The 18,542-nt window shown below is 64.5% G+C and carries 19 protein-coding genes; 9 read left to right on the top strand and 10 right to left on the bottom strand.

Features of this window, described 5'->3' with window-relative positions:
- Positions 1–33 precede the first annotated feature (33 nt).
- Positions 34–759, top strand: coding sequence for a Crp/Fnr family transcriptional regulator (locus tag QCM77_RS37030; protein ID WP_279664807.1), 726 nt, complete (start codon positions 34–36; stop codon positions 757–759).
- On the opposite strand, the gene atzF is transcribed toward QCM77_RS37030, so the two are convergent.
- From atzF to QCM77_RS37015, 3 genes are all read right to left on the bottom strand, one after another.
- The gene (atzF, locus tag QCM77_RS37025) at positions 756–2,138 is read right to left on the bottom strand and encodes an allophanate hydrolase (RefSeq protein ID WP_279691574.1); all 1,383 of its coding nucleotides are present in this window, start codon (positions 2,136–2,138) and stop codon (positions 756–758) included. The genes QCM77_RS37030 and atzF overlap by 4 nt on opposite strands.
- A gap of 196 nt (positions 2,139–2,334) precedes the next feature.
- Positions 2,335–3,777, bottom strand: a complete 1,443-nt coding sequence (locus QCM77_RS37020) for a cytochrome P450 (protein ID WP_280096226.1) — start codon at positions 3,775–3,777, stop codon at positions 2,335–2,337.
- Between the two features lie 65 nt (positions 3,778–3,842).
- A complete protein-coding gene (locus tag QCM77_RS37015; RefSeq protein WP_279664802.1) occupies positions 3,843–5,066 on the bottom strand; it encodes a citrate/2-methylcitrate synthase in 1,224 nt (407 codons plus the stop codon).
- Between the two features lie 75 nt (positions 5,067–5,141).
- Here QCM77_RS37015 and QCM77_RS37010 point away from each other — a divergent pair, with 75 nt between their 5' ends.
- A complete protein-coding gene (locus QCM77_RS37010) occupies positions 5,142–6,236 on the top strand; it encodes a citrate synthase/methylcitrate synthase (RefSeq protein WP_280096225.1) in 1,095 nt (364 codons plus the stop codon).
- A gap of 23 nt (positions 6,237–6,259) precedes the next feature.
- Here QCM77_RS37010 and QCM77_RS37005 read toward each other — a convergent pair whose 3' ends face one another.
- Positions 6,260–6,895, bottom strand: a complete 636-nt coding sequence (locus tag QCM77_RS37005) for a J domain-containing protein (protein ID WP_280096224.1) — start codon at positions 6,893–6,895, stop codon at positions 6,260–6,262.
- Between the two features lie 154 nt (positions 6,896–7,049).
- On the opposite strand from QCM77_RS37005, the gene QCM77_RS37000 reads away from it, so the two are divergent.
- Positions 7,050–7,325, top strand: a complete 276-nt coding sequence (locus tag QCM77_RS37000; protein WP_462676072.1) for a BolA family protein — start codon at positions 7,050–7,052, stop codon at positions 7,323–7,325.
- Positions 7,326–7,442: 117 nt separating this feature from the next.
- Here the strand turns inward: QCM77_RS37000 and QCM77_RS36995 are convergent, their stop codons facing one another.
- The 3 genes from QCM77_RS36995 to QCM77_RS36985 are packed head-to-tail and all read right to left on the bottom strand — an operon-like array spanning position 7,443 to position 10,545.
- On the bottom strand, positions 7,443–8,747 hold the full coding sequence (locus QCM77_RS36995) for an HlyC/CorC family transporter (protein WP_279664796.1): 1,305 nt from the start codon (positions 8,745–8,747) through the stop codon (positions 7,443–7,445).
- A 29-nt stretch (positions 8,748–8,776) separates the two neighbouring features.
- Positions 8,777–9,925, bottom strand: coding sequence for a 3-dehydroquinate synthase (gene aroB / locus QCM77_RS36990; protein ID WP_279664795.1), 1,149 nt, complete (start codon positions 9,923–9,925; stop codon positions 8,777–8,779).
- Positions 9,922–10,545 (bottom strand): shikimate kinase, encoded by a 624-nt coding sequence (locus QCM77_RS36985; protein ID WP_280096223.1) that lies wholly within the window; start codon positions 10,543–10,545, stop codon positions 9,922–9,924. Before QCM77_RS36985 ends, aroB begins: the two co-directional genes overlap by 4 nt.
- A gap of 184 nt (positions 10,546–10,729) precedes the next feature.
- On the opposite strand from QCM77_RS36985, the gene QCM77_RS36980 reads away from it, so the two are divergent.
- The 6 genes from QCM77_RS36980 (at position 10,730) to QCM77_RS36955 (ending at position 15,978) form a co-directional block, all read left to right on the top strand.
- Positions 10,730–10,876: a hypothetical protein gene (locus QCM77_RS36980; RefSeq protein WP_057747440.1), complete on the top strand. Its 147-nt coding sequence runs from the start codon at positions 10,730–10,732 to the stop codon at positions 10,874–10,876.
- Between the two features lie 17 nt (positions 10,877–10,893).
- Positions 10,894–11,862 carry a site-specific tyrosine recombinase XerD gene (gene xerD / locus QCM77_RS36975; RefSeq protein WP_280096222.1) on the top strand — a complete coding sequence of 323 codons (969 nt, stop codon included), beginning with the start codon at positions 10,894–10,896 and terminating at the stop codon, positions 11,860–11,862.
- 317 nt (positions 11,863–12,179) lie between these two features.
- Positions 12,180–13,142 carry an acetyl-CoA carboxylase carboxyltransferase subunit alpha gene (locus QCM77_RS36970; protein WP_280096221.1) on the top strand — a complete coding sequence of 321 codons (963 nt, stop codon included), beginning with the start codon at positions 12,180–12,182 and terminating at the stop codon, positions 13,140–13,142.
- Between the two features lie 498 nt (positions 13,143–13,640).
- Positions 13,641–15,188: a L,D-transpeptidase family protein gene (locus tag QCM77_RS36965; RefSeq protein ID WP_279691565.1), complete on the top strand. Its 1,548-nt coding sequence runs from the start codon at positions 13,641–13,643 to the stop codon at positions 15,186–15,188.
- 152 nt (positions 15,189–15,340) lie between these two features.
- Positions 15,341–15,577, top strand: a complete 237-nt coding sequence (locus QCM77_RS36960; protein WP_280096220.1) for an AbrB/MazE/SpoVT family DNA-binding domain-containing protein — start codon at positions 15,341–15,343, stop codon at positions 15,575–15,577.
- The gene (locus QCM77_RS36955) at positions 15,574–15,978 is read left to right on the top strand and encodes a PIN domain-containing protein (protein ID WP_280096219.1); all 405 of its coding nucleotides are present in this window, start codon (positions 15,574–15,576) and stop codon (positions 15,976–15,978) included. The genes QCM77_RS36960 and QCM77_RS36955 overlap by 4 nt, the downstream gene beginning before the upstream one ends.
- Positions 15,979–16,026: 48 nt before the next feature.
- On the opposite strand, the gene QCM77_RS36950 is transcribed toward QCM77_RS36955, so the two are convergent.
- The 3 genes from QCM77_RS36950 to QCM77_RS36940 are packed head-to-tail and all read right to left on the bottom strand — an operon-like array spanning position 16,027 to position 18,542.
- Entirely contained in the window at positions 16,027–16,722 is a 696-nt protein-coding gene (locus QCM77_RS36950) for a branched-chain amino acid ABC transporter ATP-binding protein (protein WP_279691559.1), read from the bottom strand.
- Positions 16,715–17,449 carry an ABC transporter ATP-binding protein gene (locus tag QCM77_RS36945; RefSeq protein WP_279691557.1) on the bottom strand — a complete coding sequence of 245 codons (735 nt, stop codon included), beginning with the start codon at positions 17,447–17,449 and terminating at the stop codon, positions 16,715–16,717. Before QCM77_RS36945 ends, QCM77_RS36950 begins: the two co-directional genes overlap by 8 nt.
- Positions 17,436–18,542: a branched-chain amino acid ABC transporter permease gene (locus QCM77_RS36940; protein WP_280096218.1), complete on the bottom strand. Its 1,107-nt coding sequence runs from the start codon at positions 18,540–18,542 to the stop codon at positions 17,436–17,438. The genes QCM77_RS36945 and QCM77_RS36940 overlap by 14 nt, the downstream gene beginning before the upstream one ends.

Here is an 18,542-nt window from a genome sequence, read left to right as displayed (position 1 = left end):
ATGGATCTGCTCCGGCTACGAGGGAGTGGGCAGATGTCAGCGGCAACACTCAGGACTACGGCCGGGATCATGCTGGCCGAGTCGGATACTCTGGTCAGGTCGCTGCCGGGTTTGCTCGATCCGCTGAGTGAGGCTGACCGGCGTCGCGTCCTTGCAATTGGCCGTCACGAGATTCTCGACATCGGCAAGCATATCTGGCGCCAGGGCGACACGCAGAGCGGCATATATCTGATCGAATCCGGCCGGATCCGCAGCTATTATGCAGCACCCTCCGGGCGTGAGGTGACGCTCGCCTACTGGTTTGGTGGAAATTTCGTGGGCGGGCCGGACCTCTTCGGCGCCGGCGCGCATATGTGGTCTTCGGTTGCAATTGAGCGCAGCCGGCTTCTGTTTCTGCCTGGCCCCGCCCTGCGCGAACTTGCGCTGCAGTCGGCGACCATCGCGGTTGCGCTTCTGGACGCGCTGGCCTTCAAGGCGAGATGCTATTCGGCCATGGCGCAAATGCTCGGCACTCGGTCGGTTACCGAGCGGCTGCAGCGTCTGCTCATCTTTCTCTCGAAGATCTACGGATCGCAGCAGGGCCGTGAGATCGTGATCGGCATTCCGTTCACCCATGGCGATCTCGCCAACCTGATCGGAGCGACACGACAATGGGTGACGGTGCAGCTCTCGCGCATGCAGGCGAGAGGCATCATCCGCTACGACAGGGGTCTGATCGTCATCCTGAATTTGCGCGCACTCGATCTCGAACTCGTCTAACCGGCGGTACGTGAATAGACTTTCAGACCGAAGAGAGCGCCACGATCTTTCGGCTGCCATCGCGAGGCAAAGTCCAGGAGGGCGTGATCGTGCCATGCGGGTGCCAGCAGGGTGACGCCCATGGGCATGCCGGTGGGGAGCGTCGTATTGGGAAGCGCCACCGCGCACAGGTCCAGAAGATTGGCGAAGTAGGAGTAGTGACCCAGACGGCTATTGAGCGTGATGGGATCCTCCAGCATTTCAGCAATGGTGAAGGGACGCGGTGCGGTGGGCACCATCAAGACATCGATCTGTTTGAACAGTAACTGGACCTGCCGCCGCAGCTTCAGGAGACGGTGTTGCGCGGCGAACGCATCTGCCGCTGTAAACTGCGCTGCAGAATCCAGGACTTTGCGCGTAACCTCCAGCAAATTGCTCCGATCAATGTCGAGGAGCTTGCTGATCGCCGCATAGCGTTCAGCGATCCAGGGCCCTGAAAACAGCATCTCGCCGGCCTCGGCGAAAGGCGTGAAGTCAGTCTCAAGGGCCCGTCCTCCCAACCCCACAAGCCTCTCGCAAGCCTGTTCGTAGAGCGCGTCGCATTCGGGCATACCGAACGAGTTCAGCTGACCGCCAGAAATGCGTCCGAAGCGGAATTCCTGGGGGAAAGCCGATGACGGGCCGAGCGCCTTCCGGCTGTAGGGATCTTCTTCATCAAAGCCCTCAATGAGCTCCAGCAACAGTTTGCCTTCGGCTGCGGAATTGCAAAAGATCGATGGACAATCGATCGTCGGACAGTTCGGGACGAGCCCGCGGGATGAGACAAACCCGACCGTCGGCTTGATTCCGATGATGCCGTTGAAACCTGCCGGTATCCGGCCCGAGCCGCCGGTGTCGGTTCCGAGTGAAAAAGCGACATGGCCGGCGGCCACGGCGACAGCCGAACCGGAGCTCGACCCGCCCGAGATGTAGCGATCGTCAGCCGCGCTCGGGCAGACGCCGTAAGGCGACCGGGCGCCGGAGAGCCCGGTGGCGAACTGATCCAGGTTTGTCTTGCCGAGACAGATTGCGCCCGCTGCGGCCAGGCGCTCGACGCACCGGGCCGATCGCTCCGCAACATAGGCGAAGGACGGACAGGCCGCCGTGGTCGGCATGCCCTCCACGTCGATGTTGTCCTTCACGCCGAAAGGCACGCCGAGGAGCGGCAGGAATTCGCCTTGCGCGCCGCGCCGCGCGAGCGCCTCAGCCTGCGCCAGCGCCTCCGCCATCGGCCTCACATGGACCCAGCAATTGCGGTGTTGGTCACGTTCGATGCGCTCGTATGCCGTTGCGATGGCCGAAGTGAGTTCGGCGGGCGTGCGAAGGGCTCGGCTTCGGCTGGGTAGGACGGCTTGCGACACGAATGGCTCCCGAGGCGATAGAAGATGCTGCAAGCCTGCCCGGGGGTGGACAGCACGGAAAGCAATTAAGCGCTCACCTGTTGCCGTGAACTGCACTGATCCGGCGATGAACGGGCAGGCGAGTGCTGGCGACGTCTTGTACGGTCTACAGATCGATCTTCCTCGCCGAGCCGGACGAACTTGAGGTCATCAACCTCTAAAGGGCCTTGCTCTGAATTAATCGCATCGGCAGCCCCTTTGCGGGACGCAACGTAATGCGCTGGAGGGGCCAGACTTCGGCGTGCGACAGCAGCTGCATCTGGAAATGGCGGGTCAAGACGGCCAGAACGATTGCAGCCTCCTGCAAGGCAAAGGTCGAGCCGATACAGGTCCGAGGCCCCATCCCGAAAGGCAAGTAGGCAAAACGTGGAATTCCGCCGCGGGCCTCCGGTAGAAATCGTGAGGGATCGAATGCATCCGGGCGGCTCCACAGGGCGCGATGTCGATGGAGAACATAGGGCGCGATCACGATCAGCGATCGTGGCTTGACCGCGATTTCACCCAGCACATCGGCATCGAGCGCGGCCCGGCTCAGTGCGGCGATCGGCGGGTAGAGGCGAAGCGCTTCTTCGATAACTGCCTTGGTCACGATCAGCCGGTCGGCCAGGTCATCCCCCGGATCCGACAACTCCCGTTCAGCTTCCTCCGCGACGCGCGATCGCCATTCCGGCACCTGCGAAAGCAAAAAGATCGACCACGCGAGCGTGTTGGCAGTCGTCTCATGTCCCGCCGAAAGAAAAGTGAGGATGTTGGAGCGAACCTCCGTGGGGCTGAGTTGCCGGCCGGTCGAGGGATCCAGCGAACGCAACAGCAGCGTCAAAAGGTCGTCCGGCCCCTCGTTTGCGGCAATAGCCGCAAGCCTTTGCTGTCTCGTGCGTATGATTGTGTCGATAACCCCTTCGAAGTAAGCCATCGTGCGACGCAAGCGGCGATGGCCCGGGCGTGGCACGAATTTGGGGACGCCGAACAGATCGAGCACCCCGATGCGGCCGACCACGCTGAAATACGCGTTCATGGCCTCCCGAAATTCATCGAAGTCGCCACCGATCCCGTCAGAAAAGATCGTGAGCGCGAGCACGTTCAGAGTGACCAGAACCATCTCTGCGGCGACATCGACGGTGGCGCCGGGCCCCAATGCTGTCCATCGTGCGGCCAGTCCGTCGGCAGCCGACAGCATGGCCTTGGCGAAAGAGTTGACGCTCCTGCGAGCGAATATGGGTGCGAGAATTCTTCGTTGCAGCTCCCAACGCTCGCCTTCGACGCTCAATAAACCATCGGACAGACCGGACGCGAGGATGCGGCGCTGGATCGCATCTTTCCGATAGTTCTTTGCATTGTCCATCAGCACACGCTTGATGGCGTGAGGATCATGGACCAGCAAAGCGTCAGCGAATGGCAGGCGAAGTTTGGCGATAGGCTCGTGGAAAAAATCCGCACTCCAGCATTCGAGCGGGTTTCGCTTCAATCTGATCAATAACTCGACAAATCCCAGCCGGATGGGCGGCGGATCCGGCGCAGGCGGGCAATAGTCCAACTCGCGGCGCTGCAACATGGTGCGATCAGAAAAAGGTAGGTCTGAATTGTAGTGGAACAGGAACAAGTGGCAATCGGTTCCTGGCGCAATATTGAGCGCCGGATGGCTGTCCCGCGCGACCGTGGTATGGCCTACTCTTTGGACGCCGCCGCTCTCCGCCCCGGCGCCGGTCCTACATAGCGCGCCCGTGGGCGGATCAGCTTGCCGTGCTGCAGCTGCTCACTGGCATGCGCGATCCAGCCGACGCTGCGCGCCATCGCAAACAGCGCGAGCTCGCTGCCTCCGGGCAGGCGCAGCGCGTGCACGAGGACCGCGAGCGCATAGTCGATGTTGACGAGCTCGCCGGTCGCTTCAGCGATGCGCTCCGGCACTTCGCGGGTGAATTTGCGCGGTGCGCCGGCGCGGGCCAGGGCATTCAGGAGCGACTGCGCGCGCCGATCGCCCCGCTTGTAGACGCCGTGACCGAAGCCGGCAAAGCGTTCGCCGAGTGCGACGCGTTCGCGGACCATTGGCTCGACATCACGATCCACCAGTGCCTTGACGAGCTGCGAGGCGAGCACGCCGGCGCCGCCGTGCTTCGGTCCCTTCAGCGCGGCGAGGCCGGCGATGACGGAGTCATAAAGATTGAGGCCGGTCGAGGCCGCGCAGCGCGCGGTGAAGGTGGACGCGTTCAATTCATGCTCGGCGAGCAGAACCAGCGCGCGGCGGATGAGATCGGCCGCGTGCTTGTTGTCGGGCGCCCAGCCCTTGGCGATCTGCTGGTGCAACGGCTCGGCCGACGGCTCCGCATTGAGCATGGTCGCGACCAGAAGCCGGACAATGCGTGCACCGACCATCGCACGCCCATCATGCGCGCGGGTGAAGGCGCGGGGATCCGCGCTCGATGCGAGCGCCAGCACAGCGATGGCGCGATCGATCGGCGCGGCGCGGCGCGCGGCCTGCGCGATCAAGCGCATCTCATCGGATACCGCGGGAAAGTTGTCCGGCGCGAACGGATCGACGCCGGAGACGTCCCACAGAAGCGTCGCGGTGTGCTCCAGCGTGTCGTTCTCGGCGAGATCGACACAATTGACGCCGCGATAGATCGCGCCGTCCTCTGTGATGGTGGAGATCTCCGTGTCCATCACCGGCAAATCGGCATCGAAGCTGCGCAGGCCGCGCGGCTCCGGCGACGGCACCCGGCGCTCCTTCAGGACGCGGACGTCCTCGGCGCGGTAGCGGTTTTTTCGCGAGTCCGGCGTCGGCTCGGAGCGGATCAGGCCGCGGCTGACATAGGCGTAGAGCGTGGCCGGCGAGATCGCTAGCTCGGCGGCGGCTTCCCGGGCGGAGAGGTAGAGCTCCGGAGAATTTTTCATATTGATTTATGTAATCAAGATTGATCAATCTGTCGAGAGGCCCGACCTTTCGCTGGTGCAAAGGAGATTTGGGCCATGAACATCCACCTCACCAAGAGCCAGATCGGGCTGGACGGCGTTCCCGCGGCTGAGACCGTGCTGAGCCATGTCGACGGCGAGCGCGGCGAGCTGATCATCGCCGGCGAGCATGTCGGCACCCTCGCCAGCCAGTCGAGCTTTGAAGGCGTCACCGCCCGGCTCTGGAACGGCGCCAGCAAGACCACACTGAGCGAAGCCAATGTCCGGGCAAGCCTGGGCGCCGCACGCGAACGCGCCTTCGCGCGGCTGGCTGACCTGCTGCCGGCGACAAGCGGCATGGGAATCGTCGACGGGTTTCGCGTAGCGGTTGCGGGACTTCGCGCGGAGCACGGGCTGGAGCACGAGGCGACCATCGTCGGCGCATTTCCGGTGATCGCAGGCGCGCTGGTCCGGTGCGCCAAAGGGCTCGACCCGGTCGCGCCGGATCCGAGCGTGAGCCACGCCGCCGACACGCTCCGCATGCTGCATGGGCGCGCGCCTGCAACGCGCGAGGTTACCGCGCTCGATGCCTATCTCGTCACGGTCTGCGATCACGGCATGAACGCCTCGACCTTCACCGCGCGCGTGGTGGCCTCGACGCAAGCCGACCTGTTCGCCGCCGTCACCGCCGGCTATTGCGCGCTCACCGGTCCGCTGCATGGTGGCGCGCCCGAGCCGGTGCTGGAGATGCTCGACGCGATCGGCTCGCGCGAGCGCATCCGGACCTGGGTGGATGCGGCGCTGGCACGCGGCGAGCGGATGATGGGTTTTGGTCACCGCGTCTATCGCGTGCGCGATCCGCGCGCCGACGTGCTCAAGACCGCGATCGAGGCGCTCGCCTCGGACGGAGCCGGCCTGCCGTTCGCCGGCGAGGTCGAGGCCTATATCCGCAGCGCCTTGCGCCAGAAGAATCCGGACCGGCCGCTGGAGACCAATGTGGAGTTCTTCACCGCGATCCTGCTCGATGCGCTGGCGATTCCGAGGCAGGCCTTCACGCCGATCTTCGCGGTCGCGCGCGCAGCGGGGTGGACGGCGCATGCGCGCGAGCAGCAGCGAACGGGGCGTTTGATCCGGCCGAGCTCGTCGTATGTGGGGGCGATGCCGAAGGAGTAGGGAATGGGGGGCTGGCGCGAGGCCTACGCCTCCCGCACCACGGTCTTCAAATAATTATACGCCTTGATGATCTCGATCAGGCGGTCCTCTGTGGAGCGGTCGCCGCCATTGGCGTCGGGGTGGTGCTGCTTCACCAGCGCCTTGTACTTGGACTTGACGTCGGCGAGCGTAGACTCGGGGCCGAGGCCCATCACCTGGAGCGCCTTGCGCTCGGCGTTCATGATCTTGCGCGTCTCGGCCTTGGGCGCGGCCTGCGGGCCGGCGCGCCAGCCGGAGCGGCCGTTGAGCTCCTGGAACATGCTGAACGGATCGAAGGCGCCGTCGATCTCGGCTTCCGCGCCCTTCTTGACGCCGCCATTGGCGCCCATCTTCCAGGTCGGACGATGGCCGGTCAGCGCATCTTTCTGATAGCGCGCGACCGCGTCAGCATTCATGCCGGAGAAGAAATTGTAGTTCTGGTTGTACTCCCGCACGTGATTCAGGCAGAAGTGCCAGTACTCACGCTGATTGTCGCGACCCTTGGGCGCGCGATGGGCGCCCTTGTTCTGACACCCGGTCCATTCGCAGTTGACCACGGCGTCGCGCGGCTTCACTTCCGGCTGCTTGCCTTTCGGCTTGACCCGGATGGAGTCGAAGAACTTTGATGAATCGATCGGCATGGCTGACTTTGACTACGCAATGCGAAAACCTTCAAGTCTTGACATTGCAATTAGCTGAAAAGCATGGCCGAAGCTATGCTGAGGCGTCCTTGAACGGCCGCCAGAGGCGGCCTATGCAAATAACGGAGAGCGATCTCGCACCGTAATGACCCAGATGGCCATCAGAGACACTATCAGCAACAAGTTGCAGGAAGCTTTCACACCGGAAAGCCTGCAGGTCGTCGACGAGTCACATTTGCATGAGGGCCACGCCGGCCATCGGCCGGGCGGCGAGACGCACTTCCGCGTTTATATCGTGTCTCAGGCCTTCAAAGGGAAGAGCCGGGTCGATCGCCACCGCATGATAAATTCGGCGCTGGCCGCGGAACTCTCCGGCAGCGTGCACGCGCTGGCGATCCACGCGCAGGCGCCGGGGGAAGGCGGGACGTAAAACTCCGCTGTCATGCCCCGCGCAGGCGGGGCATCCAGTACTCCGCGGCAGTACGGCAGGAAGCGAACCGCCGCGGCGTACTGGATCGTCCGCCTTCGCGGACGATGACACGGTGCGTCAAAACGACGTCCCGGCCCGCCTCCGCTTGGCTTCCTCCATTTCCGTCTCGCGCGGCACCGGTGAAATACGGAGCGCGGTGATGCGGTTGCGTTCGCGGCGGAGGACGCGGAAGCGGAAGCCGTGGAAGGTGAAACTTTGGCCGCGGTCGGGGATCGAGCGCGCCTCGTGAATGACGAGGCCGGCAACCGTGGTGGCCTCTTCGTCGGGCAGGTGCCAGTCCAGGGCGCGGTTGAGGTCGCGGATCGGCACCGAGCCGTCCACGACGACCGAGCCATCCGGCTGGGCGCGCACGCCCGCGACCACGACGTCGTGCTCGTCGGAGATGTCGCCGACGATCTCCTCCAGAATGTCCTCCAGCGTCACAAGACCTTCGACTTCGCCGTACTCGTCGACCACCAGCGCGAAATGGGTCTTGCGGCGGCGGAACGCCTTGAGCTGCTCGGACACGGGCCGCATCTCCGGCACGAACCAGGGCGGCAGCGCGATGGTGGAGACGTCGATGCGCGAGGTGTCGCCGTCGGCGGCGCGGATGGCGCGCAGCAGATCCTTGGCGTGGAGCACGCCGATGATGTTTTCCGGCTTCTCGCGCCACAACGGAATGCGGGTGTATTCGGTCGCCAGCACCTCGCGCACCAGCTCTTCCGGCGGTAGGTCGGCGTTGATCATCATCATCTCGGTGCGATGGATCATGACGTCGGAGACCTGGAGCTCGCGCAGATCGAGCAGGCCGCCGAGCATGTCGCGGTCGTGCTTCTCGACCTTGCCCTCGTGATGCAACAGGTCGACCGCGCCGCGCAGGCGTTCGGTCGGCGACAGGATCGCCTGGTGCTCGCCGGCGAGGCCAAACAGGCGCATCAACAGGCGCACGATGACTTCCACGATCCGCAGCAGCGGCCCCAGCACATACATCGTCAGCCGCATCGGGCGCGCCACCGCAAGCGCCATCCGGTCGGGCGCGTTGATCGCGATGGTCTTGGGCAGCACCTCGGCGAAGATCACGACCAGGGCCGTCATCAAGCCGGTGGCGTAGAGCACGCCGACATCGCCGAACCAGGCGGTGAAGATGCTGGTGGCAAGCGCCGATGCACTGATGTTGGCGATGTTGTTGCCGAGCAGCAGCGCGCCGATCAAGCGCTCGCGCATGTCGAGCAGCTGCGAGACCACGTCGGCGTCGCGATTACCCTGCTTGGAGAGCCGCAGCATGCTGGCGCGCGAGGCGCCGGTCAGCGCGGTCTCGCTCGCAGCGAAGAAGCCGGAGACGAGCAGGCAGAGAATGACGATGGTGAATCCGAGCCAATCCATGAACCACTCAATAGAAGTTCAGCCGCGTGTCACGCCTTGTGGGCGAGCTTGTCCTTGAGGAAGTCGCGCACCGGAGCCGGCTCGACGTCTTTCGCGATCACGGCGCGCCCCACAGCCTCCAGCAGGATGAAGGTGAGCTTGCCGCGCTTGACCTTCTTGTCCTGCGCCATCAGCGCCATCAGCACGTCGGCATCGGCAAGCCCTTCCTGCGCGAAGCCCGCGATGTCCTGCAAGCGCGTCGGCAGGCCGGCCTCAATCAGATGCCGCTCGACGCGCGCCGCATCCGCTTCGCCGATCATGCCGAGCCTGGCCGAGAACTGCGCCGCCAGCGTCATGCCGATCGCAACGCCCTCGCCGTGGAACAGGCGATCGGAGAAGCCGGTCGCCACCTCCAGCGCGTGACCGAAAGTGTGACCGAGATTGAGCAGCGCACGCTCGCCGGTTTCGCGCTCGTCGCGCGAGACGACGCCGGCCTTGGCGCGGCAGGAGGTCGCGATCGCATGCTCGCGCGCCGAGCCGCCCCTGGAGATGTCGGAATGGTTCTTCTCCAGCCAGGTGAAGAAGGTCTCGTCACCGAGCACGCCGTATTTGGCGACCTCGGCATATCCGGCACGGAATTGCCGCGGCGACAGCGTGTCGAGCACGGCGGTGTCGGCGATGACCAGCACGGGCTGGTGGAAGGCGCCGAGCAGGTTCTTGCCCTGCGGCGAGTTGATGCCGGTCTTGCCGCCGACGGAGGAATCGACCTGTGCCAGGAGCGAGGTCGGCACCTGCACGAAATCGACGCCGCGGCGCAGGATCGCGGCGGCAAAGCCGGCGAGATCGCCGACAACGCCGCCCCCGAGCGCGATGACGAGATCGTTGCGCTCGATTTTTGCGGCGATCAGGGCTTCGCTGACCTTTTCGAGGCCGGCGTAGGTTTTGGAGATCTCGCCTTCCTCGACGACGATGCGCGATGTCGGAATACCCGCGGCTGCGAGCGAGGCCTCGGCGGGTTCGAGCCAGTATTTCGCAACGGTGCGATCCGTCACGATCGCGGTGCGCACGCCGGGGCGCAAACGCGCGACCCGTTCGCCGAGCGAGGCCAGCACGCCGCGGCCGATGACGATGTCATAGGCGCGGTCGCCGAGCGCGACCTCCACGTTGACAGGATCGGAATGTTTCAAAGGCGCGGTCATCGTACGGCACTCGCGACGTCGGCTGGTGGCGGGGACGCCCGTTCGCCGCAAAGATGCGCGCGCAGCGTCTCGATGGTCTCCTCGACGATCTTGTCGTGCGGCACGTCGCGCGAGGCGATGGTGAGGTCGGCATTGCCGTAGATCGGCTCGCGCTCGGTGAGCAGGCGCGTCACGGTTCCTTCGGGATCGGCGGTCTGGAGCAGCGGACGGTCGGCGCGCCGGCGCACCCGGCGCATGATGACATCAGGATCGGCCTTGAGCCAGATCGAGATCGCCTTCGCCGCGATGCGGCCCCGCGTCTCCTCGCGCATGAAGGCGCCGCCGCCGGTCGCCAGCACGATGGGGCCGCCGTCGAGCAGACGCGCGATCACGCGGGCCTCGCCGTCGCGGAAATGCGGCTCGCCGTGGCGTTCGAAGATTTCCGGTATGGTCATGCCGGCCGCCGCCTCGATCTCGGTGTCGGCGTCGACGAAGGGGAGCTTGAGCCGGGCCGCCATGCGGCGGCCGATGGTGGATTTGCCGACCCCCATCATGCCGACGAGCACGATCGAGCGCGTCCCGAGCGCCGACAGGATGTCGGCCTCAGGCGAAGCTTGGATCGGCAACGCGGCGTCGGACATTTGTCTCGCTCGATTGGGTCTCGCTCGATCTGCCGCCAAAGGCGGCATCCTTTGGCCACCTATACGACCCCGCAGGGGCCCTCGCCAGAGGACTCTTGCCACGAAACGGCGAACGTGTTGGATGATTTCATTGGTTAATTTGCCCGCCAAGCCCCTGACCGAGACCCTCTCCGAGATCTTGCCGATGCCCAGCCTGTTCCGCTTTCTGACGGTCGTCGCCGTGATCGCCGGCATCGTCTATGGCGCGGTCTTCGCGCTGGCGAACTTCGTCAATCCCAAGCCGCGGGAAATGACGGTGACGATCCCGCCGGACAAGTTTCTCAAGAAATAGGAGCTAGGCTGCCGGGCATGCGTGCAAAGCCCTCAGATGCCAAGCTCACCGGCCTGTTCCTCGACATGCTCGCGGCGGAACAGGGCGCCGGCCCCAATACGCTCGATGCCTACCGCCGCGACCTTACCGATTTCTCCGAGTTTCTCGGCCGCGTCGGCCATACATTTGCAGACGCGGCGACGCAGACGCTGCGCGACTATCTCGCCGATCTCGATACGCGCGGCTTCAAGTCCACCAGCGTCGCGCGGCGGCTGTCGGCGATGCGGCATCTCTACCGTTTCCTCCTGAACGAACGGATCAGAACCGACGATCCCGCGGCGATCCTGTCCGGCCCCAAGCGCGGCCGCGGCCTGCCGAAGGTGCTCTCGATCGCGGATGTCGACCGCATGCTCCGCCGCGCCAAGGAGTTGAGCGAGGCGGAGGATGCTTCGCCCTCGAAACTGCTGCGCGCTCTGAGACTCTATTGCCTGCTCGAGGTGCTCTACGCCACCGGCCTGCGCGTCTCCGAGCTGGTGGCGCTGCCGCGCACGGCCGCGAAGCGCGACGCCCGCATGATCGTGGTGCGCGGCAAAGGCAACAAGGAACGGCTGGTGCCGCTCAACGAGGCCTCGCGGCAGGCGATGGCCGATTATCTCGCGGCGACGGAGGCCGCCAAGGAAAACAACAAGACGGACAAGAAGAACAGCGTGGCGGCCTCGAAATGGTTGTTCCCCTCGTTCGGCGAGAGCGGGCATCTGACGCGGCAGCATTTTGGCCGCGACTTGAAGGAGCTCGCGGTCGCCTCGGGGCTTCAAGCCCGGCTGGTCTCCCCACACGTGCTACGCCACGCCTTCGCCAGTCATCTCCTGCACAACGGCGCCGATTTGCGCATCGTGCAGACACTGCTCGGCCACACCGACATCTCGACGACCCAGATCTACACCCACGTGGTCGAGGAGCGGCTGAAGAGCCTGGTCCGCGACCTGCACCCGCTGGCGGAGAAGTAAACAGGTCTCGCACCCCGGACGCAGCGCAGCGTGAGACGGTGCGCTGCTGAGCCGGGGCCCATGTCGCTTGCTGGGTCCCGGTTCTGCGCAGCAGCGCTGAAGAAGCGCTGCAGCGCGTCCGGGACACGGGAGCTCAGCTGGAACGACGGTGAAACCGCCTTGACTTCGGCCACATCTCCGCAGAAAGAGCCGTGGCCTCACGATTGATTTGGCGGTGCCCTGCGAGCACACAAGCCAACTCATTGACAAACCTACACTTCTTTCCGCGACATCGAATCCGCTTCGCCGCCTCGCCCCGTCCTCCCTATATTGAGTTGATGCAAGACCAGATGCGCAGCTACCTCGATTTCGAAAAGCCCGTCGCCGAGCTCGATTCCAAGCTCGACGAATTGCGGACGCTTGCGGCCTCCGGCAGCGACATCACTGATGAGATCGGGCGGATCGAGGACAAGGCGGCGCTGGCGCTGGCCGACCTCTATCTGAACCTGACGCCGTGGCAAAAGACGCTGGTGGCGCGGCATCCGCAGCGGCCGCATTTCAACGACTTCATCAAGGGCCTGATCACTGAGTTCACCCCGCTCGCCGGCGACCGCAAGTTCGGCGAGGACGAGGCGCTGGTGGCCGGCTTCGGCCGCTTCCGCGGCGAGGCCATCTGCGTGATGGGCCAGGAAAAGGGCGATTCCACCGAGAGCCGCATCAAGCATAATTTCGGCATGGCGCGGCCCGAGGGTTATCGCAAATGCGTGCGGCTGATGGAGATGGCCGAGCGCTTCGGTCTGCCGGTGCTGACGCTCGCCGATTCCGCCGGCGCCTATCCCGGCATCGGTGCGGAAGAGCGTGGCCAGGCCGAGGCCATCGCGCGCTCGACCGATGCCTGCCTGGCGCTGACCGTGCCGAACGTCGCCATCATCACCGGCGAGGGCATGTCGGGCGGCGCTATCGCGATCACCACCGCCAACAAGGTGCTGATGCTGGAGCACGCCATCTACAGCGTGATCTCGCCCGAGGCCGCCTCCTCGATCCTCTGGCGCGACGGCACCAAGGCGCAGGAAGCCGCCAACAACATGAAGATCACCGCCCAGGACATGCTCCGCTTCGGCGTGATCGACAGCATTTTGAAGGAGCCGGCAGGCGGCGCCCATCGCGACCCCGCCGCCATGATCGCCACCACGGGCGACGCCATCGCCAAGGCTTTTGACGAGCTCCGCGGCCTCGACGGCGACGCCGTCCGCAAGCAGCGGCGGCAGAAATTTCTCGATATCGGCCGAAAACTGGGCTGATTCGGGCCGATTTGGGGGTGTCACCCTCCGCCGTGGTCCTGGCGAAAGCCAGGACCCAGACCGCGGAATCTCTCGATTGGAGACGATGGGAGTACCAGACGGCGGTTCTTCGCCAAATTGCGCACTGGGGTTATGGGTCCCGGCTTTCGCCAGGACGACACTGAATTTGGGGCCCGGCCAAACCGCCCAGCCCCCGGTAACCCCGCGTTAACCCTTTTTTTGCCCAAATCGGCGATCTCAGTACTGGTTTGGCCGCAAGGCCCAAGTTGCGGCCCAGTTTAAGTCTTCGTTGACCACACCTTTGGGCCAACGGGCTCGTGATCCCCGCTCGGGTTGCGACCACATGACCCAGAGGTTAGAATTTTAATCAATGGCTTCAGGGCATAAGCGCTGGAGCGTGATCTGAAAAAGCCCGTTGCGACGGGTCCGGGTCTCCGGTTGGATCATGCTTCAAGATTGGGGTTTGCGCGCGATGCCCGGCACGGTGTGGGGTCCGTTTTGATTTCTCGTTCGCTTGCTCGCGCGTTTTTGGTTTCGGTGGCGCTTGCCGCCAGCTTTGTGCTGGCCGGCTGTGACACCGACCAGGTTTCGCTTGCGACCAATGCCAAGGCCAACCAGCCGGTCCCGCCAAAACTTCTCGCCGCGATGGTCGAGAAGGACATGGACCTGCAATCACCGATCCTGGTCCGCCTGTTCAAGCAGGAGGCCGAGCTCGAGGTCTGGAAGCAGGCCCGCAACGGCCAGTTCGTGCTGCTCAAGACCTATCCGATCTGCCGTTGGTCGGGTGATCTCGGACCGAAGGTGCGCGAAGGCGACCGCCAGGCGCCGGAAGGATTCTACTCGATCAATCCGAGCCAGATGAATCCGCAGTCGGCGTACTATTTGTCGTTCAACACGGGCTATCCGAACGCATTCGACAAGGCTTTGGGCCGCAGCGGCTCGCAGCTGATGGTGCATGGCGATTGTTCGTCGCGCGGCTGCTACGCGATGACGGACGAGCAGATCGCCGAGATCTATTCGCTCGGGCGCGAGTCCTTCTTCGGCGGCCAGAAGGCGTTCCAGCTGCAGGCCTATCCGTTCAAGATGACGCCGGTGAACATGGCCAAGCACCGGAACAATCCGAACATGCCGTTCTGGAAGATGATCAAGGAAGGCTATGACCATTTCGAGGTGACGCGGCAGGAGCCGAAGGTCGATTTCTGCGAGAAGAAGTACGTCTTCGACGCGACGAAGGCGCCCGACGCCAAGCGCGATCCGGTGTTCGACGCCTCGGCAAAGTGCCCGGCCTATGTGATCCCCGAGGACATCGTCAGCGCCGTGCGCGACAAGGACCAGCGCGACCAGGCCGAGTACAACAAGCTGGTTTCGCGCGGTACACCGGTTGCGCGCATGAACACCGGCATCGACGGCGGCATGAACAAGATTTTCGCCGCGAAGATTCCGGAAGGCTCGACAGGTCTGTCGGAGGGTGCCGAAGGCACGACCTTGCAGATGCTGGCGATGGCGAAGGCGCCGGGCACGATCCCCGGACACGTCAATCCGCCGAAGCCGAATCTCGATGCCGCCGCGCCCTCGCCGCAGGAAGAACCGGTCGTCGCCGTCAGCGCACCCGCCGCCAACTCCCGCGTCGCCATCGCTGCTCCGGCCGAGAAATCCCAAGAGAAATCGCAGGGCGGCTTCTTCTCCAACCTCGGCCGCAAGATGGGCATGGGCACCGCCGACACCACGGCGACCACGCCTCCGCCGCAGGCCACAGCATCTGTCGCCCCGGCCGCGACATCGACAACGCCGCCCACCGCAGCGTCCCGACTGAAGGCCGCGGTGACCCGGTTCGTGCCCGGCCGCGATACCACCAAGGACGCGCCGAAGCCGACTGTGGCCGCCAAGCCCGCCGAGCCGGCGAAGCCCGACACCCGCCTCGCCGCGACGCGCCCGGCGCTGAAGCCGTCAGTGTCGGATGGCGCGGGTGAAGCGACGCAGATCATGGGAGCCGCGCCGGTGGTGTCGTCGAACTCATTCGACAGCCGCTTTGGGGCGGTGAAGTAAGGGCGGGCAAGCCCTTCGCCCTTCCTGTATTCTGTCCGAGCGAGACCCGCCGACCCCACCTGGGAGCATCCGTAAGGGCCTGCGGACGCCTTGAATTCCACTGATATATATCCCATGATATACAATAAATTTTGTATATCATGGAGTGTACGATGCAGGTCTCCAGATGGGGCAACAGCCTTGCGGTTCGCCTGCCCAAGGCTTTGGTCGAGGAACTGAGCCTCAAGGAAGGCGACGAACTCGCCGTCGTCGCCGCCCGCAAGGGGAAGATCGAGGTCGAGACCAAGGAAGAGCGTCGTCGGCGGGCAATCGAAAATATGCGCGCCCGCAACTGGCCTCCATTCCCTGCCGACTACAAGTTCGATCGCGATGAGGCGAACGAGCGGTGAGGGCATTTCTGGATACCAACATTCTCGTTTACGCGCAGCAGACTGGCACCAAGGCAACCATCTCTCGAGACCTGATCAACCAGGGCGGCACCGTCAGCGTGCAAGTCCTGAACGAACTGGCAAACGTCTTGCGCAAGAAGCAGGGGATCAGCTGGCGCGACATCGAGCTTGTGTTCGATGATATCGACAATGCGCTCGATCCGGCGTTCCCGCTGACGGCAGAGATCAGCCGTGCGGCTCTTGCGCTCGCACGAGATGATGGCTTCGCTTTCTACGATGCGCTGACCGTCGCCGCCGCGATCGGGGCCGGCTGCGATACGCTCTACAGCGAAGACATGCAGCATGGCCGTAACGTCGGCGGGCTTACCATTGTCAATCCGTTCCTCGGAAACATGCCATAAGCGTCCGATCGCAAGCGAGAGTTGGCTCCAGAGCCGCCTCAACGCAACCTACGGCGCCAGATATCGCAGCAGCTCCGGATTCGCCCTCACCTCGCCCGCCTCGCCTTGCAGCGCGACGCGGCCGCGGTCCAGCACATAGGCGTAATCTGCGACGCGCAGCGCGAGGTCGAGGTGCTGCTCGACGATGATGACGGCGATGTTTTTCGCCAGCTCGATCAGGCGCTCGGTGATCTCCTCGATCACGCCGATCCAGACGCCTTCGGTCGGCTCGTCCAACAGCAAGAGCTTGGGATCCCCCAGCATGGCGCGGCCGATCGCGAGCATCTTGCGCTCGCCGCCGGAGAGTGTGCCGGCGGGCTGGTCGAGGCGCTGGCCGAGCTTTGGGAAGATGGTCAGCACGTGGTCGACCGCGTCGGCCTTCTTGCTCGCGAGCGAGCCGACCGCGAGATTGTCGCGCACCGACAGGCGCGCGAACACCGAATGCTCCTGCGGCACATAGCCGATGCCGGCGCGCACGCGCTCCTGGGTCGCGCGGCGGCTGATGTCGCGGCCGTCGAAGGCGACCTCGCCCTTCCACGCCGGCAGTTCGCCGACGATGGTCTTCATCAGCGTGGTCTTGCCAGCGCCGTTGCGCCCGAGCACGGCGACGCCGCCGCGCCAGGGAATGCCGAAATTGACGTCGAACAGGACCTGGCTGCGGCCATAGCCGGCGTCGAGATGCTTGATGTCCAAAAATTCAGGCACGGCGCAGATAGATCTCCTGGACGGATTTGTTGGCCTGGATCTCGGACACGGTGCCTGATGCCAGCACCTTGCCCTGGTCGAGCACGGTCAACCGATCACAGATGTCGCGGATGAAATCGAGATCGTGCTCGACGATCACGAGCGAGCAATGTTTTTTGATCGGCTGCAACAGCTCGCCGGTGACGCGGCGCTCCTCAAGGCTCATGCCGCCGGTCGGCTCGTCGAGCAGCAGAAGTTTCGGCTTGCCCGCGAGCGCCATCGCGATCTCCAGCCATTGCTGCTGGCCGTGCGACAGCGCCGCCGCCGCGTCGAAGGCGCGATCGGCCAGCCGGAACTGCGTCAGCATGGTCATGACCTGGTCGTGCAGCGCCCCCCTCGTGCGCGAGAACACGAGGTCGAACAGCGAGGACTGCGCCTGGAGCGCGAGCAGGATGTTGTCGTACAGCGTCAGCGACGGCAGCACCGACGTGATCTGGAATTTCAGGCTCATGCCGGCCCGCGCACGCTCGGTCGGCGTGAACGCGGTGATGTCGGTATTGATGAAAGAGACCTTGCCCTGCGTCGGCACCTCGGCTCCCGCGATGCACTTCATCAGCGTGCTCTTGCCGGAGCCGTTCGGGCCGATCAGGCCGTGAAACTCGTTCTCGCCGACGGTGAGCGCGGCGCCGTCGAGCGCGGTGAGCTTGCCGAAGATCTTTTTGACGCCGGTGGCTTCAAGGAGCGGCATTGCGCTTCTCCTTTTCGGTCTCCTTGGACTTGCCGCCAAAACTGCCGACCCGCTCGCGTTCGCCGAGCACGAAACTAATCAGGCCGAGCGGCCGGAACAGGATCACGAGCAGGAGCAGCACGCCAAGGATGATCGGCCAGACCTCGCGATAGTTGTCCGACAGCCAGAAGCTGACGCCCTCGACGATGACGGCACCGATCACGGCGCCGATCAGCGTGCCCGAGCCGCCGAACAGGACGTAGAGCACCACTTGCGTCGACACCACGACGCCGACCATGTTGGGCCAGACAAATCCTTCGTGGAAGGCGTAAAGGCTACCGGCAAGACCCGCCACCGCGCCGCCGATCGCGAAGATGATCGCCTTCAGGTGCTGCGCCTTGTAGCCGAAGAAGGCGATGCGCTGCTCGTTTTCGCGCAAGCCTGCCAGCGCGAGACCAAACTGCGAGCGCACCAGGAAGCGGCAGAGCAGGTAGACGACGACGAGAATGCCGAGCACGAGATAGTAAAACGGCGGCCCTTCCGAGAATTCGTAAGCACCTACCGTCATCGGCGCGATCGAGGGGATGCCGTTCTGGCCGCCGAGATAATACCAGCCGCGCGCGAGGCGATCGGCGGCATAGGAGCCGGTCAGCGTGCCCAGCGATACGAAGATCACGCTGGAGGGGTGCCGACCCAGCAGCAGGAAGCCGCCGAGCAGCAGCGCGAAGGTGAGCCCGATCAGCGTTCCCGCGGGCAGCACCAGAAAGATGTTGGTGATGTCGAGGTCGCGCGCGAGCAGCGCCACACCATACCCGGCCGAGCCAAAAAACAGCGCCTGGCCAAAGCTCATGATGCCGGCATAGCCCCACACCAGGTCGAACGACAGCGCGAACAGCGCGAGGATGATCACCCGCGTCGCGAACACCGTGAGATAGTCCTGCAGCACCAGCGGCGCGACCAGCGCCGCGGCGAGCACGACGCCCTCCACGATCGGCAAGACCCTTCGTCCCGAAGCGGATTGCTTCGCTGGTCCGTGCTCAGTCATTGCGACGTCCGGTTCCCCGCCGATGTCGGCGGGGATCGCCTGTTTCACTGCGCCCATCGACTTCAGCAT

It is taken from the genome of Bradyrhizobium nivariense (assembly GCF_029846695.2).
GTDB lineage: Bacteria > Pseudomonadota > Alphaproteobacteria > Rhizobiales > Xanthobacteraceae > Bradyrhizobium.
This window is presented reverse-complemented; position numbering and strand designations above follow the sequence as displayed.

Coding starts and splice junctions, on each gene's coding strand:
- QCM77_RS37030 (WP_279664807.1), top strand. CDS start 34: ATGTCAGCGGCAACACTCAGGACTACGGCCGGGATCATGCTGGCCGAG.
- QCM77_RS37015 (WP_279664802.1), bottom strand. CDS start 5,066: ATGAAAAATTCTCCGGAGCTCTACCTCTCCGCCCGGGAAGCCGCCGCC.
- QCM77_RS37010 (WP_280096225.1), top strand. CDS start 5,142: ATGAACATCCACCTCACCAAGAGCCAGATCGGGCTGGACGGCGTTCCC.
- QCM77_RS37005 (WP_280096224.1), bottom strand. CDS start 6,895: ATGCCGATCGATTCATCAAAGTTCTTCGACTCCATCCGGGTCAAGCCG.
- QCM77_RS37000 (WP_462676072.1), top strand. CDS start 7,050: ATGGCCATCAGAGACACTATCAGCAACAAGTTGCAGGAAGCTTTCACA.
- QCM77_RS36995 (WP_279664796.1), bottom strand. CDS start 8,747: ATGGATTGGCTCGGATTCACCATCGTCATTCTCTGCCTGCTCGTCTCC.
- aroB (WP_279664795.1), bottom strand. CDS start 9,925: ATGACCGCGCCTTTGAAACATTCCGATCCTGTCAACGTGGAGGTCGCG.
- QCM77_RS36985 (WP_280096223.1), bottom strand. CDS start 10,545: ATGTCCGACGCCGCGTTGCCGATCCAAGCTTCGCCTGAGGCCGACATC.
- QCM77_RS36980 (WP_057747440.1), top strand. CDS start 10,730: ATGCCCAGCCTGTTCCGCTTTCTGACGGTCGTCGCCGTGATCGCCGGC.
- xerD (WP_280096222.1), top strand. CDS start 10,894: ATGCGTGCAAAGCCCTCAGATGCCAAGCTCACCGGCCTGTTCCTCGAC.
- QCM77_RS36970 (WP_280096221.1), top strand. CDS start 12,180: ATGCAAGACCAGATGCGCAGCTACCTCGATTTCGAAAAGCCCGTCGCC.
- QCM77_RS36960 (WP_280096220.1), top strand. CDS start 15,341: ATGCAGGTCTCCAGATGGGGCAACAGCCTTGCGGTTCGCCTGCCCAAG.
- QCM77_RS36945 (WP_279691557.1), bottom strand. CDS start 17,449: ATGCCGCTCCTTGAAGCCACCGGCGTCAAAAAGATCTTCGGCAAGCTC.
- QCM77_RS36940 (WP_280096218.1), bottom strand. CDS start 18,542: ATGCTGAAGTCGATGGGCGCAGTGAAACAGGCGATCCCCGCCGACATC.